The 15045-nt window shown below is 65.8% G+C and carries 13 protein-coding genes and 2 riboswitches; of the genes, 1 reads left to right on the plus strand and 12 read right to left on the minus strand.

Features of this window, described 5'->3' with window-relative positions:
- Positions 1 to 66 precede the first annotated feature (66 nt).
- The 10 genes from ACP7AX_RS02255 to ACP7AX_RS02300 form a co-directional block, all read right to left on the minus strand.
- A complete protein-coding gene (locus ACP7AX_RS02255; protein ID WP_426225244.1) occupies positions 67 to 3114 on the minus strand; it encodes an alpha-mannosidase in 3048 nt (1015 codons plus the stop codon).
- A gap of 132 nt (positions 3115 to 3246) precedes the next feature.
- Positions 3247 to 4134 carry a formate dehydrogenase accessory sulfurtransferase FdhD gene (gene fdhD, locus ACP7AX_RS02260; protein WP_426225300.1) on the minus strand — a complete coding sequence of 296 codons (888 nt, stop codon included), beginning with the start codon at positions 4132 to 4134 and terminating at the stop codon, positions 3247 to 3249.
- Between the two features lie 141 nt (positions 4135 to 4275).
- Positions 4276 to 5826, minus strand: a complete 1551-nt coding sequence (locus ACP7AX_RS02265; RefSeq protein ID WP_426225245.1) for a molybdopterin molybdotransferase MoeA — start codon at positions 5824 to 5826, stop codon at positions 4276 to 4278.
- 10 nt (positions 5827 to 5836) lie between these two features.
- Entirely contained in the window at positions 5837 to 6130 is a 294-nt protein-coding gene (locus ACP7AX_RS02270) for a DUF6457 domain-containing protein (protein WP_426225246.1), read from the minus strand.
- 2 nt (positions 6131 to 6132) lie between these two features.
- Positions 6133 to 6801: a molybdenum cofactor guanylyltransferase gene (mobA, locus tag ACP7AX_RS02275; protein WP_426225247.1), complete on the minus strand. Its 669-nt coding sequence runs from the start codon at positions 6799 to 6801 to the stop codon at positions 6133 to 6135.
- Between the two features lie 83 nt (positions 6802 to 6884).
- Entirely contained in the window at positions 6885 to 7385 is a 501-nt protein-coding gene (locus ACP7AX_RS02280; RefSeq protein WP_426225248.1) for an HNH endonuclease, read from the minus strand.
- Between the two features lie 303 nt (positions 7386 to 7688).
- Complete coding sequence (locus ACP7AX_RS02285; protein ID WP_131682378.1) at positions 7689 to 8459, minus strand: NlpC/P60 family protein; 771 nt, start codon at positions 8457 to 8459, stop codon at positions 7689 to 7691.
- 182 nt (positions 8460 to 8641) lie between these two features.
- Entirely contained in the window at positions 8642 to 9331 is a 690-nt protein-coding gene (locus ACP7AX_RS02290) for a C40 family peptidase (protein ID WP_426225301.1), read from the minus strand.
- Between the two features lie 61 nt (positions 9332 to 9392).
- Positions 9393 to 9558, minus strand: a riboswitch (cyclic di-AMP (ydaO/yuaA leader).
- A gap of 144 nt (positions 9559 to 9702) precedes the next feature.
- Positions 9703 to 10527 (minus strand): peptidoglycan DD-metalloendopeptidase family protein, encoded by an 825-nt coding sequence (locus ACP7AX_RS02295; protein WP_131682379.1) that lies wholly within the window; start codon positions 10525 to 10527, stop codon positions 9703 to 9705.
- 3 nt (positions 10528 to 10530) lie between these two features.
- A riboswitch (cyclic di-AMP (ydaO/yuaA leader) is annotated at positions 10531 to 10741 on the minus strand.
- A 178-nt stretch (positions 10742 to 10919) separates the two neighbouring features.
- Positions 10920 to 11615: an iron dependent repressor, metal binding and dimerization domain protein gene (locus ACP7AX_RS02300; protein ID WP_131682380.1), complete on the minus strand. Its 696-nt coding sequence runs from the start codon at positions 11613 to 11615 to the stop codon at positions 10920 to 10922.
- Between the two features lie 285 nt (positions 11616 to 11900).
- Between ACP7AX_RS02300 and serC the strand changes: the two genes are divergently transcribed.
- Positions 11901 to 13031 (plus strand): phosphoserine transaminase, encoded by a 1131-nt coding sequence (gene serC / locus ACP7AX_RS02305; RefSeq protein WP_426225249.1) that lies wholly within the window; start codon positions 11901 to 11903, stop codon positions 13029 to 13031.
- 8 nt (positions 13032 to 13039) lie between these two features.
- Here serC and ACP7AX_RS02310 read toward each other — a convergent pair whose 3' ends face one another.
- Positions 13040 to 14377, minus strand: coding sequence for an MFS transporter (locus ACP7AX_RS02310; protein WP_426225250.1), 1338 nt, complete (start codon positions 14375 to 14377; stop codon positions 13040 to 13042).
- A 45-nt stretch (positions 14378 to 14422) separates the two neighbouring features.
- Positions 14423 to 15037: a DUF3027 domain-containing protein gene (locus ACP7AX_RS02315; RefSeq protein WP_426225251.1), complete on the minus strand. Its 615-nt coding sequence runs from the start codon at positions 15035 to 15037 to the stop codon at positions 14423 to 14425.
- Positions 15038 to 15045 lie beyond the last annotated feature (8 nt).

The raw sequence follows: 15045 nt of genomic DNA on the forward strand, positions 1-15045 counted from the left end.
CCCCACTCAGCCTGTTTAAGGCCCCTGCCCTGGCGTGGCCTGGTCCAGCCACCCGGCCGGGGAAAACTACCTCGCGAACCTCAAGGTCACGAGCTGGAAGGGACGCAGCGAAAGCTCCGCGGCGGCGTGCTTACCAGCATCGCCGGCGGAAATCCGGACGCCAGGAGCTTCTGTGGTCCGCTCCAGCAGATCAGTGGCCTCGGCGGATGTCGCAGGGAAGTTAGCTGTAAGGGAACCTATGGAGCGCTGCCCCAAAGACTCGTAAAGCCGCACCACAACATCGCCTGAGCCGTCTTCAGCAAGCTTCACGGACTCGATGACGAGGGCTGGGTTGTCCACAGCGAACAGCGGTTCAGCGCCATGGGCGCCACGCACCAGCCGCGGCACGAGGTTGGTTCGGTAGCCCTCCTCCACGGCTTCCGCAATTCCCGCACCGGGCCGTATTGTCACGGTCAGTTCGTGCTGGCCACGGTCCGCCGCCGGGTCCGGGAACTTGGGCGCCCGCAAAAGGGACAGCCGCACCTCCGTGGTGGTGCCGCCGTCGGACTCCCTGATGCTCCTGGTGACATCGTGGCCGTACGTGGACGAATTGGAAATCGCGACGCCGTACCCCGGCTCCGCGACGTGGATCCAGCGGTGCGCGCAGATTTCGAACTTCGCTGCCTCCCACGAGGTGTTGACGTGGGTGGGCCGGAAGACGTGGCCGAACTGCGTCTCCGACGCCGAGCGGTCCGCCCTCACGTCCAGCGGAAAGCCCAGCTTGAGCAGCTTCTCGTGCTCCTGCCAGTCAACGGCAGTGGTGATGCTCAGGGAGTCACTGCCGGCCTCAAGCAGGATCCGCTGGGTCACCGGCGACGAGCCTGCAACCCGGTTCACCACCACAACAGCGCTGGTGCCGGAGCGCTCAAGGCTGACTGCCTGTGCTTCCGTCAGGGGTTTGACGTTCCGGCGGTAGAACTCGTCGATGTCCCAGGCATCCCATTCGTTGGGGGTGTCCCGGTGCAGCTCGAGCAGGTTTCCGCGGGTGCCCGGAGCGATGGCCTCGCGCCCGGTGGCATAGTCCGTGAGGGAGGCAAGGAGCCCATCGGAATCCAGGACGGCCCTGATCACGCCGTTGTCCAGCACATAACCGTCGTCGGCAGCGGTGGCTTGGACCGGCTCCTTGGCGGCTGCCGGTTCAGCCACACCCAGGGCGGGAACGCCGCTCCGTGAATGGGGCGCCGCATTAAGCAGGAAGGTCTGTGAGCCCTCACCCAACAAGGCGGTTGCCGCCTGGCCGATCAGGGTTTCGAGGCCTTCGCTGATGGCGGCGTAGTTCCGTTCCGCGTCCTGGTGGACCCAGGCAATGGAACTGCCCGGCAGGATGTCGTGGAACTGGTGCAGCAGGACCAGCCGCCAGAGCCGCTTCAGTTCAGCAGCCGGATACTCAAAGGCGCCGGCCGTGCGGACCGCTGCCGTGGCGCACCACAGTTCCGCTTCGCGGAGGAGGTGTTCGCTGCGCCGGTTCCCGCGCTTGGTCTGGGCCTGGCTGGTATACGTTCCGCGGTGGAGTTCCAGGTACATTTCACCGGCCCACACGGGCAGGGCGGTGTACTCCTCCTCCGCCTCGGTGAAGAAGCTTTCGGCGGATCCGATCCTGACCTTGGGTGAGCCCTCGAGGTTGGCAGCCCTGTGGCCTGCTGCCAGCATTTCCCGCGTGGGGCCGCCGCCGCCGTCGCCGTAGCCGAACGGCACCAAGGAGGTGGTGCCCCTCCCATGGTCGCGGTAATTCCGCTCGGCATGGGCGAGGTCGCGCGCGCTTAGCTCCGAGTTGTAGGTGTCAACGGGCGGGAAGTGCGTGAAGAGCCGGGTGCCGTCAATGCCTTCCCAGTTGAAGGTGTGGTGCGGCATCCGGTTGATCTGGTTCCATGAGATCTTCTGCGTCAGGAACCAGCGGCTGCCGGCTGATTTGACGATCTGCGGCAGGGCTGCGGAGTAACCGAACGAATCCGGCAGCCACGCCTCACGGCATTCGACGCCGAACTCGTCCAGGAAGAAGTTCTTGCCTTCAATAAACTGCCGGGCCATGGCTTCACCGCAGGGCATGTTGGTATCTGATTCCACCCACATGCCGCCCACGGGAACGAACTGGCCGGCCTTGACCTTCTCGCGGATCCGGCCGAACAGCTCAGGGTAGAACTCCTTCATCCAGGCAAACTGCTGCGCCGAGGAGCAGGAGAACACAAAGCCCGGGTCCTCATCCATCAGCGCCACCACGTTGGAGAACGTCCGGGCGCATTTGCGGATGGTCTCCCGCACAGGCCAAAGCCACGCGGAGTCGATATGGGCGTGGCCTGTCGCCACCAGCTGGTGGGCCGAGGCGTACGCAGGCCTGGACAGGACTTCCGCAAGCGCCGCGCGTCCTGCTGCCGCGGTGCCGGCGACGTCGTCCGGATCCATCAGATCCATCATCCGTTCCAGCGCACGGAGGATCTCGTGGCGGCGCGGGAGCTCGGTGGGGAGTTCGTGCATCAGCCCGGCGATGGTCCCGATGTCCTGCTGGAGTTCCCAGACGGTCTGATTGAGTTCGGCGATGGCGATGGTGCCCAGCCTGTACTGCGGGGCCGTTCCCGCCGTCGACTTATCCCCGTAAGGAGTGGCGGCGAAAGTCCAGCCCTGCGCAACATCGGGGTTGGCTGCCGCTTCAATGTAGAAGTCCACGGACATGCCGCTGCCAAGCAGTTTCAGCGGGATGTACTGGTTCCGCGGCGAGATGGCCTTGATGATGGTGCCGTCCGGCCGCCAGGCAATTCCTTCGCACTGGAAACCCGGGGCTTCGGTGGTGAAGCCGATGTCGGCAACGATTTCCACCGCAGTGTCCGGTCCGGTACCCCAGCCCTCGGGGACGTCGCCCTGCAGGCGAAGCCATTTGGTCCCCCAGGGCTTGCCCCAGGCGGCACCGTGTTCTTGAGGCAGGAAGTCGTGCCGCAGGGCCTCCATCACGGAGACAGGTTCGTCCGGCACATCCCAGCTGCTCAGCTTCAGGGGAATGCTGCGGGTGTAGACGGCGGGATTGATCCGCTCCCGGATAAACCGGTCCAGGCGGACCTCGGTGATCCGGCGGTTGTCATGCAATGTAAGCCCTCTTTAATGCTTGAACTGGAGAATTCAGATCCGGACAAACCCGTCCAAACGATGGATAAAATCTACTGGCAAGTAGCCAAATAGCCAAGCTTCACCACCATTCCGGGTACCGGTCCGGGCCCTTTATCCCCTAAGCTCCGCGGGGATCCGGACGTCCGGCAGGGTAATCCGGCGCTGTCCGGCATAGATGTTCAGGCTCGCACCGCGGCTGAAACCGGCCAACGTTATTCCGCTGGCCTCGGCCAGTTCCACGGCCAGGCTCGACGGCGCGCTGACCGCGGCCAGCACGGGGATCCCGGCCATTGCGGCTTTTTGGACGAGCTCAAATGACGCCCGGCCGGACACCTGCAGGATGAGACCGGAGAGGGGAAGCAAACGTTCCCGGAGGGCCCAGCCCACCACTTTGTCCACTGCGTTGTGGCGGCCCACATCCTCGCGGAGGCACAGGAGCCGCACGCCGCCGTCGTCCTCCATCCGGAAGAGCCCCGCGGCATGGACGCCGCCCGTGACATCGAAAACAGCCTGAGCTTCCCTGAGCCGCTCCGGAAGCGAAGCCAGGATGTCCGCGGGTACGGTCAATGGATCCGCGGCCGGGCTGAATTGCGAGGACTTCCGGACGGCGTCGATTGAATCCGTGCCGCAGATCCCGCAGGAACTGGACGTGAAAACGTTCCGGCCCTTTTCCGGGAGCTGCACGTCTGGGCGGAGCTGGGCTTCGACCACGTTGAAGGTCTGCACACCGTCCTCGTCCTCGCCGGCGCAGAACCGCAGGGAAACCAGCTGCTCGGCACTCCAGATGATCCCCTCGGACACCAGGAAACCGGCCACCAGGTCGAAATCGTCCCCGGGGGTCCGCATGGTCACGGAAAAGGACATGCTGCCAAGCCTGATTTCGAGCGGTTCCTCGACGGCGAGCACGTCTTCGCGGTGCCGGACCGGGAATTCAAGGGCATTGGGCGAGCCGTCAAGAACATACTTGTGCACCTTGCGGCGCTGGGTCACGCGTCCCATCAGCTGCCGGCCATCCTGCCTGCGGGAATCCGGCTGACGTTCCTGGTCTTCGGGCGGGAGGTGTTCATACGTCAATCATCGCACCACGGACGGCAGCAGTGGACGTGGGCGGGACGGCCGGAGACGGGATGGCAGGTGTGCTCAATCCAGCAGGGCACTCCAGTCCACCGGACCGGCGGGCTTCGCCTTTTTGCGTGCGCCATCCTTCCCGGCGCTGTCCTGGCCGGCGATGTCCTGGCCGGCGCTGTCCTTGCCGGCGTTGTCCGTGCCGGCAGCCCCTGGTGCAGTCCTGGCAGCCCTGCTCCGGGTTTTTGTGCCCGGCGGTTCCGGGGCAGGAACAGGCGGCCCCCAAGGCAGGGCGAACGCGGGCACCAGCTCACCCAGTTGCACGCCGTGCGGCGGCACCACCATGACACCGTGGGCCGATGCCAGCCCGCGCATCATCCCCGGACCCGTGTGCCGGGCCGGTGAGGCCATGCCGTAGAGGAGCCGGAACGGCATCAGCCGGGTGCGGCCCGTCTCCGGCTCAAGGGTGGCTCCGCACGGGACCTCCTGCACCGGGGGCAGCGGGCGGTGGCCCAGGGCAGCCAGCAGCGGCTCCCCCACCGTTGAGAGCGCCATCATGGCAGCCAAGGGGTTGCCGGGAAGTCCCAGGACGAACCGCCCGTCCGGGAGTTCGGCAAGGACGGCGGGGTGGCCGGGACGCATGGCTATGCCGTCGATGATCAGCCGTCCGCCGAGTTCGGCCACGGCGCGGCGGAGGTGGTCCGTGTCGGAGCGGCCGGTCCCGCCGGTGGTGATGACGACGTCGGCCGGGACAAAATCATCCGGTGCGATGCCGGTGGGCGCGGCACCAGGCGGCACAACGCCGGGCGGCACCATTTCGTCACGCCCGACGCCGTCACCCGGGGACGCAGCGTCCGGCACCTCGGGTGCGAGGTCCTCCAAACCTGCCAGCCACTCGCTGTAGGAGTCGCCGATTCTTTCCTGGCCGCCGTAGATGCCCCCGAGCATGCCTATCACGGCGGCGAGTTGGGGTCCGAAGGTGTCCCGCACCTGACCGGGGCTGGGCAATCCCCTTGCCACCACTTCAGAGCCGGTCATCAGCAGCTTGACCACCGGCTTCCCCTGGACCAGGAGGTCATCGTGTCCGGCCAGCGCAGCGACGGCCAGATGAGCCGGATTCAAAGCCACTCCCGCTTTGACCAGCACCTCCCCCGCCAATGCTTCCTCGCCGGCTTTCCGGATGTGCTGGCCGTTCCTGGGCTCTCCCGGCCGGGCGGTTCCGCCGGTTAACAGAAGCGGCAGGCCGTCGTCGTCGGTGCCCAGCACCGAACTCTCGCTGCGCAGGATCGCTTTGGCGCCCGGCGGGATCAGTCCGCCGGTGACAATGGGACTCGCCTGGTGCGGGGCCAGCCGCTGGCCGGCCTCGGCAACAATCCAGGGGCCGCTGCCGTTGACCGCCCAGCCATCCATCGCGGAGGACGCGTAGTGCGGCATGTCATGCAAGGCCGTGATGTCTTCAGCCAGAACCCTGCCGAGGGCCTGCCCCAACGGCACCCGTCCCGGGGGAATGGGCGTGGCGGCGTCGAAGGCCGCCTTGCGTGCTTCCTCCCACGTATGGGCCAGGTGGTGTGCCGGGGGTTGCTGCGGGGCCGGGCTTTCGTCTGCGTCGCCAGGGGCGGCAGTCATCCGACGGGCATCATTCGACGGGCGTCCCTGCGGACTGGGCGTCGTAGTCTTTGGCCAGTGAGCGGGCAACGTCCATGGCGGAGGACATGGACACAGCATCGGTGGCCTGTCCGGATCCGGCCGCCAGACCGGCTGCGAAACCAGCAATGAAGGTGGTCAACGGGGCCGCAGGGCGCACTACTGAATGCGCGGCCACCCCGGCCAGCGACAGGATCGCGTTGACATCGATCTGGACGTCCTCCAGCTCGTAGGCCTGAAGCAGCGCCCGGCACCACTCTTCCAGTGTCTCGTCCTGGTTCTTCACGCTCAGTCTCCCAAATCATCTGCGGCGGCGTCTGGCTGCGAACCACTCAGTGGTTCCACGCCGGCCACTCCAAGTGCGGCGGCATCGTCCCAGGTGTCCACGTCAGCTGTGGAGCCCGCCGGGACGGCGACAAGCTGCACGTCCAGCCTAGCAAGGAGTGAGGTGACCGAAGCGTTCGTCAGGCCTCCCACTGCCGCCCGTTCGTCCACAGCACGTTGTAGCGCGGGTGTGCTATAAAATCCGACGAGGGGCTGGCGCCGCCCGTCCTCCGAAACAGCAACAACTCCGTCCGGCTGTCCGGCTCCTGCGGTACCCAACATTTTCCTGAGCTCTGCGACCGCACGCTCCACATGGGGCATGTCGCAGGCCAGCACCAGGGTGAAGGGCGGACGTTTTCCGCCCACGGCGGCCAGGCGCGCAAGCCCGGCCCCGATCGCGGCGGCGGGGCCACCGTAGACCGGTTCCTCCCGGCAGCCGAGCAGCCCGGCAGGCAATTCAGCAGGATAGGGACCAACCACAACGGCGGCCCGGGCTCCCCCGGCAGCGGCGGCCGAGCGGCGGAGGAGCGTATCGCCGTCGTACGTCAGGCTCTGCTTCGGCACGCCTCCCAGCCGTGACGAACGGCCGCCGGCAAGGATAACGGCGTCAAAGGGCACAGGGTCAGGATCCACACTCCCAGCCTAACCGTGCGGCCACGGCCGCGGCAGTCCACGGGGCGCAGGCGAGCTGGGAGGAGACTCTGTGAAGGTGGCGGTCAGGCAGCCCGTTCAGGCAACAGGAAGGGGTCCCACGCGGGCGTAGGCTTTTCGAGTTCCTTGATCTGCCAGATGGTGCCGTGGGGCGGCTCGGGAACAATCCTCAGCTTCCAGCCCATTTCAGAGGGCGTGTGGTCACCTTTGGTGTTGTTGCACCGGAGGCAGGCCGCGACGAGGTTCTCCCAGGAGTCCGTACCGCCGCGGGATTTCGGCTGGACATGGTCGATCGTGTGGGCTGCTTTTCCGCAGTAGGCGCACCGGTGGCCGTCCCGCCGCAGTACCCCGCGGCGGCTCACGGCAGTGCTGTGGTTGTATCTCGGGCGGATGTAGCGGTTCAGGAGGATCACGGACGGGCGGCCCAATATCTCCTGCGGTCCCACCACGGGATCTTCGCCTTCGGCAACAACACTCGCCTTGCCGGTAAGCACAAGGACGAGCGCCCGGCGGAAGGTGATCACCGCCAGCGGTTCATATCCAGCATTCAGAACGAGAGTGCGCATGCACGTACCTCTTTGTGGCCGCACCCGTCAGGGGCACGAGGGCCGGCTGCCCCCGGCATAATCCGGGCTATGGATCGACACCACAAGAGTAAACAAAGAAACCCGTGATTAACTAATCGCCGGCACGGGAACACCGTCGTGTCGGGCACTGGTTCCTCCCCGTGGCGGGGCCGCTCCCCCACTGCCGGTCCCCCAAGGTCGCTCCCCCCAGTGCCGCCCCCCCCTGCCGGTCCCCCGTGAGGCGGCCCGGGACAGCAAAGGACCCCCGCCGGGTGGCGGGGGTCCTTGAAGCTGAAGCAGCTGCTAGGAAACGCGGATGAAAACCGGTCCCGAGCCAACGTTGGCGCTGAATACAACGGTCTGGTTGCCGTTGTAGCCGCCGTGCACTGCCTGGCCGTTGCCGGCGTACACAGCGATGTGGGCAACGCCCGCGCCGCCGTCGGCGTAGTAGATCAGGTCGCCCGGCTGAGCTTCGGCGGCACTCACGGTGCGGCCCAGGCCCAGGTAGCCCGCGGGCCAGTCGTGGAAGTTGATGCCAACGGCAGCCAGGGAGTTGGTCACCAGCATGGTGCAGTCCTGCATAACACCGAGCTGTGCGTAGGCAGCGGAGAGGATTGCTGCTCCCTTGCCGCTGGCAGCAACCGGTGCCGGTGCGGCCGGAGCCGCGGCGGTGGTCACCTTGACAGCAGCGGCGCGGGCCGGAGCAGCGGCGGGAGCTGCTGCTTCCTGCACCTCAACCTCGGGCTCAGGTGCCTCAACAACGGGAGCCGGTGACGTGGTGACAGCAGGCTTCTCGTAGGAGATCGCAATGGTGGATTCAGCGGAGATTACTGCCGGGGCGGAGACCTCAAGCTCAAGGTTCGAGACCGGGGACACTTCACGCTGGACGCTGGTGTCGGCGGCGTTTGCCGCGATACCGCTGGTGAGGACCAGGCCGGAGGCAGCAGCGATAACCGCTGCCTGGCGGCCCATGCCGCCGGCGTTGTCGCCGACAGCCTTGGCAATGACAGCCAGCGAGTTGGTCTTGGTGGTGACCTCGGCGCGGTGCCGTGCAACTGTTGCACGAGTAGTCATTAATTTTCTCTCTTTCGATTTCCTCAGGACCGCGTGGGCAGGCCAGGGTTTGGACGCGCCGGCATCTTGGGGGTACGTCGGCACGTCCCGAACGGGGATTTAGCGAAAGGTTCAGGCGGCATTGGTCCTGCAGCGCGAGGCTGCAGGATTATTGCCCGGCAGGAACCGGGAGCGGTGGTTAGTTAGCCGCCCATGGTGAAGAAGGAGGAGGTGCCCGTGGAGGCCGCCGAGTGGAGCAGCGTGCCCTGTCCCGGGTTGAGCGCGCTGATCATCATGCCGTTGCCGACGTAGATACCAACGTGCGCGCCGCCATTCTGCATGACCAGGTCACCGGGGACCGGCGTGGAGGTCGGCTTCATTGCGGTCCAGGCATTGACGCGGGGAATGCTGATGCCTGCCTGGGCGTAGACCCACTGGGTGAAGCCGGAGCAGTCCCAGCCGCTGGGAGAAGTGCCGCCCCAGACGTAGGGGCTGCCGATGCCGGTGTAGGCAATGGCTGCCAGGCCGGAGCCGGAGGCAGTGGAGACGGCGTCCGCGAGCTTGCTCGGAGCCTTCTCCGTAGCGTCAGTACCCTCGGTAGCGGTAGCCGCGGCGGTCTCAGTGGCCGTCGACTGCGCACGGACCGGTTCGATCTTCGGCGCGGCGGTGGTGGTGACCACCGGGCGTTCGAAGGAAACGGTGGCCGTGGGAGCCGCGGTGACGGCCAGGGCGGCCTGGGCTGACTCGGTGGAGGCGGACACGCCGGCGGTGGAATCCGCAGCGTTGGCCGGAAGTCCCATGGTCAGGATCAGACCTGACGCGGCTGCGATGACTGCAGCCTGGCGACCTACGGTCCCGGCGTTTGCACTGACCGCCTTGGACACTGAGCCCATGGGGTTGGTGCGAACCGTTTGCGCACGGTGGCGCGCAGAATTATGGCGTGAAGACACGAAGGTAGCCTCTCCCAATGCCTGCGAGGTGAGCTGTCGGATTCGGATGGGAGTGCACCCGGCCACGCGGCTTCCTGGGAAGCTTTGCGACTTAACCCCAAGGCCTTCAGAATCAAAGGCCAAAATTGGTTCCCCCGCCCCTGCCAGACGAATTCATGCGAACGGACCTTGAGCGGTGGCAGAGCTAGGCAATCCACTCAAGAACGTCAGCTTCGGAAAAGCTGGCGCGAGTTAGACGTTACAGGACTTCCAGACCAATGTCACATTCAGGTCACGGCATGTCACCGAGATTTGATAGTTGGCCATCATTTGACTCAAAGCCACCCTGTGGGGTCCACGACTTCGCCGTTGACCTGGACCTCGAAGTGGAGGTGGCAGCCCGTGGAGGCGCCGGTGGTTCCGCTGAGCGCAATGACATCGCCGCGGCTGACGGTCTGGCCCATGGTCACGCTGGCGGAGGACAGGTGGTTGTACGTGGTTTCAAGGCCATTGCCGTGATCCACCACGACGCGGTTGCCGCCGCCGTACTGGTGCCAGCCAACGAAGGTGACCGTGCCGCTTGCGGCGGCCTGGACAGACGTCCCGCACTGTGCCGCAAAGTCCTGGCCCCGGTGGAAGTCTCCGGAGCCGCCGGTGATGGGGCTGATCCGGAAGCCGAACGGAGAGGCGGTGGCCAGTTGCGCCAGAGGCGCGCCGAGACTTCCCGCGGAGGCTGCACGGGTGATGGATCCGGCTGACTGCGCGCTCAACAGCTGCTTGAGCTTGCCGTCCGGATCGCCCTTCGTGACGACCGAAGAGCGGCTGAAATCGATCTGCGCGCCGGCGGCGGCGGAGATTTCGGGCTGCGGGGCGGCGGAAACAGCCGAGGCCGGCTGCCCCTGCTCCGGCTGGGCCATCACAGGGCTGGTAGCGGGAACCGTCACGGTAAGGACCAGGCCGGTTGCGGCCAGGGCGATGCCGGCTTTTTGGCCGATGCCGCTGGCCGAGGCGAATTCAGTGATCTGCCGGAAGGGTCCGCGGCGGCGGCGTGCTTCGCGCTGTGAATCGCGGGGCCTGTCGGCGGTAGTGACTTCGGCCGCACGCGGCGCCGAAGCGGGGCCCGCCGCGCGGCGGCGGCCCCTGGAGTATTGCGTGGTCAAAAATGTTCCTCTCTGGATAGCCTGCGAAGTTAGCTGTCGGATTCGGGTCAGAGAGATCAAAGACCCGGTCCGCCGTGACAAGCACTTGGCGCAGAAATATCCCGTGAGGATTCTTCATTGGAAGAGGCTTGCTGCTGACGGACTACACCCCAAGGCAGCCTTGGCTGCCGGTTGTGGTTCCCCCGCCTCTGCCAGTTAGTGACTCGTGCACCTGGTCCGCTGGCAGAGCTCGGCTCCGGATCAGGTAACGCTTTTGTATCGACGTTCTGTTAAAACTATAAATGATTAAGCAGGACAGTAACAATTCCGTTATCTTTGCAGATCCGCTGTCACTGCGCTAAAGAAGGCCGCGCCGAGCCCCCTAGTCCCTTCGAGCAGGCACAACCGACCCGTCAGCCGACGGACACGAATACGTGCGCCGCCACTTCAGGAGGGAGTTCGAGAGCCCCTTCGATGCCCGGCACGCGGACGGAGATGTACTCCCCGACTCGCTCCAGGGTGACCGAAGCGCCGGGGCGGATCCCGCCTTCATCCAGCTGGACCAGCAGTTCGGGCTCCACCTGGATGGGCTCCGCCAGGCGGCTGACTTTGACGCTGGAATCAGGCCCGTAGCCCTGCATGGCCTCCAGGAGATTAATCACACCGTCGTCAAGAAGCGAGGCCGGCGCTCCGCCCAGTGCGGCCAGCCCTGGGATGGGGTTGCCATACGGGGACTCCGTGGGATGGTTCAGCAGTTCGTAGATGCGCCGTTCAACCCGCTCGCTCATCACATGTTCCCACCGGCACGCTTCGTCGTGGACATAGGCCCAGTCGAGGCCAATCACGTCCGCCAGGAGGCGTTCTGCGAGACGGTGCTTGCGCATGACTTCGGTGGCCCGCTTGCGCCCGGTTTCGGTCAGCTCCAGGTGGCGGTCCCCGGAAACCACAACCAGCCCGTCACGTTCCATCCGGCCGATCGTCTGGGACACCGTGGGCCCCGAGTGCCGCAGCCGTTCGGCGATGCGGGCGCGAAGAGCAACAATGTGCTCTTCCTCAAGCTCCAAAATGGTCCGAAGATACATCTCGGTGGTATCAATCAGATCCGTCATACAGCTCAGCTCCTCGAGCGCAGTACCTTGCGTTGTCCCACCGTATCGCGTCCGGCGCAGCGGCGAGGTCCGGTGAAAAGCCTAGCCTATTTTGATTTTGTCCGGATAATTCCGGCCCCTGCAGCATCCGGGCATTCTGTCTCATTGACTGGACTATGACGGTGCCGGTTCGGTGCCAAATAGCCGGTTCAGGCAGAATAAAAGAGGCCCTTGGTCCAGTCACTGCCGGCCACCCCACCGTCCTTCGGACATGAGTCATGTCAAACGCCGAAATTTGGAGCCCCTGTGAGCGAAACCAGCATCACTATTCCTGCCGATCTGCTGCCAAAGGACGGACGGTTCGGCGCAGGCCCCTCCAAGGTCAGGCCTGAGCAGATCGAAGCGCTGTCCGCGGCATCAAAGACCATCCTGGGCACTTCGCACCGCCAGGCGCCGGTGAAGAACCTCGTGGGGTCCGTCCGCGAGGGCCTCAGCCAGTTCTTCCGCGCCCCTGAGGGCTATGAAGTGGTGCTGGGTGTCGGCGGGTCAACGGCGTTCTGGGATATCGCAAGTTTCGGCCTGGTGGAAACGAAGGCGCAGCACCTGTCCTTTGGGGAGTTCGGCTCCAAGTTCGCCTCGGCCACCAACAAGGCCCCGTTCCTTGACGCCTCGTCCATCATCACCTCGGAGCCCGGCACCCGCCCGGCGGCAAAGGCTGAAGCCGGAGTGGACGTGTACGCCTGGCCGCAGAACGAGACCTCCACGGGTGTGGCGGCGCCGGTCAAGCGCGTTGAAGGCGCCGATTCCGGTTCGCTGGTCCTTGTTGACGCCACCTCCGCGGCAGGCGGCCTGGACGTTGATGTTGCCGAGGCCGATGTGTACTACTTCGCACCGCAGAAGAACTTTGCTTCCGACGGCGGCCTGTGGCTTGGGCTGTTCTCCCCCGCCGCCCTGGAACGTGCGGCCCGGATCAAGGCCAGCGGCCGCTGGATCCCGGACTTCCTGGACCTCCAGACGGCCATCGACAACTCCAGGCTGAACCAGACCTACAACACGCCCTCGCTCTCCACCCTGGTGACTCTCGACTCCCAGGTGAAGTGGCTGAACAGCAACGGCGGCCTGGACTTCGCAGCGGCGCGCACCGCGGACTCTGCCGGCAGGATCTACAGCTGGGCCGAGGCTTCAGACTTCGCCACACCCTTTGTGGCCAAGGCCGAGGAACGCTCCAACGTCATCGCCACCATCGACTTTGACGGCTCCATCGACGCCGCCGCGATCGCCAAGGTGCTGCGGGCAAACGGCGTCGTGGACACCGAGCCCTACCGCAAGCTGGGCCGCAACCAGCTCCGGATCGCCACGTTCGTGGCCATCGAACCGGATGACGTCTCCGCTCTGCTGGCCAGCATCGACTTCGTCGTGGGCGAACTCCGCAAGTAACGGACGCTTCAACGTCCGACGGCGTCGTCCGGGTTTTGCTCCCGGCCGGCGCCGTCTGCTGTGTCCCCGGGCTGGGAAACGCCGCCCAGGTGGGATATCACCCGGAAGTGGCGCAGCCCGCGGGCCCGCCGGTTGAACGTGATCCTCAGCTGCTGGGCCCGGATGATCCATAGGAGCCCGATCAGCGCTGCGAGGAGCCCTGAGGCGGCGGCGACCGCAAGTGCCCATCTGGCCCCTGCCACGTTGGCCACCCAGCCCACCAGCGGCGCCCCGATAGGGGTGCCGCCCATGAAGATGGCCATGTAGAGGGCCATGACCCGGCCGCGCATGACTGGATCAGTAGTGGTCTGGACGTAGCCGTTGGCACTGGTCATCATGGTGATCGCGAACAGGCCCACGGGCACCAGGGCTACACCGAACCAGAAGTAGTCCGGCGCCAGGGCGGCAAGTCCGGAGGTCACGCCGAAGGCGGCTGCCGCGCCGAAGATCATCCGCAGACGGGGTTTTCCGCGGCCTGCGGAGAGCAAGGCTCCGGCCACGGAGCCGATGGCCATGATGGAGTTCATCAGCCCGAACTCATCAGCGTCCAGCCCGAATTCGGTACCAACCATGGCCGCGATGAACAGTACGAAGTTCAGCCCGAGCGTTCCCACGATGAACACTGCAACCAGCACCACCACCAGGTCCGGCCGGTAACGGACGTAGCGCAGGCCCTCGCGGATCCGCCCCTTGCCTGCGGCCGCGCGGGGAAGCTGGCGCAGGGACGCCGTCGGGATCTTCCACAGGCTCAGGAGCATCGCCAGGAAGGTGCCGGTATTGATCAGGAACACCCAGCCCGGGCCGACCGCCACGGTCAGCATTCCGGCTACTGCGGGGCCGATCATGCGGGCCACGTTGAACGACGCGCTGTTCAGTGCCACGGCGTTCGGCAGGTAGTCATCCCGGACCAGCTCTGAAACAAACGTCTGCCGCACTGGAGCATCGAGCGCGGAGACCATGCCCAGCAGCAGGGCGAAGCCGTAGACATGCCAGAGCTGACCTGCGCCCAGTACCACCAGGACGCCCAGTCCCGTGCTGAGCAGCGCCATGGTGGACTGTGTGATCACCAGCAGTTGCCTGCGGCTGTAGCGGTCCGCCACCAGTCCGGCTACCGGCGCCAGGAAGAGCTGGGGACCGAGCTGGAGCGCCATGGTGATGCCCATGGCGCCGGCGTCGTGGTCCGTAAGGTGATCGAACACCAGCCAGTCCTGGGCCGTCCGCTGCATCCAGGTTCCGATGTTGGAGACCAGCGCGCCGAAGAACCAGATCCGGTAATTGAGGACGTGCAGGGATTTGAAGGTGGACATCAGGTCCGGCCCACGTCATGAAGCACCCCGCAAGGATCCAACCTTTTAGTCAGTCTTTGCCTCGCGCGGTTCGTCTCCGGCATCATCGACGTCGTCGGCGTCGTACTCATCTCCGGCACCGTCGGCGTTGCCATCGGCGTCGTCGGAGTCGTCTTCCGGTGGCTGCGCCGCATTGAGCGCTTCCTCGGTTTCCGGTTCATCCTCGTCCACCGCAGCTGACGGGAGCGCGGCGTCCGCGGCTTCCACCTCACCCTGTTCATCGCCAGGCCGGACGCGCTCCGCCCACGGAACCCATTCCGGGGACAGGATGGAGTCCTCGGACGGCAGCAGGCCAAGCTCGCTGACCGTCACCACCTTGGACCGGGAGTTCCTGGTCAGCACCGCGTACCACTGCCAGCCCTGGTAGCCGGGCAGCTTTGACTCGAACAAGTGGGTGACCAGGCGGTCGCCTTCGCTCTTGGCGGCCACGTGGGCGCCAATGTTGGACGGGTCAGTAATGCCCTCGATGGCGGTGCGGGCGGCGTCGACGGCGGCCGCAAGGAAGACATCAGGCTTGCCGGTCCGCCACACAGGCAGTCCGGCACGGCGCTTTGTGGGGGCAGGCTCAACGCGCGGTGCGTCCGCTGCGGCCTGTTCCGGCTGTTCAGCTTCCGGGATCATCAGCAGGC

Origin of the sequence: Pseudarthrobacter sp. DSP2-3-2b1 (genome assembly GCF_049895945.1) — a bacterium.
In the GTDB taxonomy this organism is placed as follows: Bacteria; Actinomycetota; Actinomycetes; order Actinomycetales; family Micrococcaceae; genus Arthrobacter.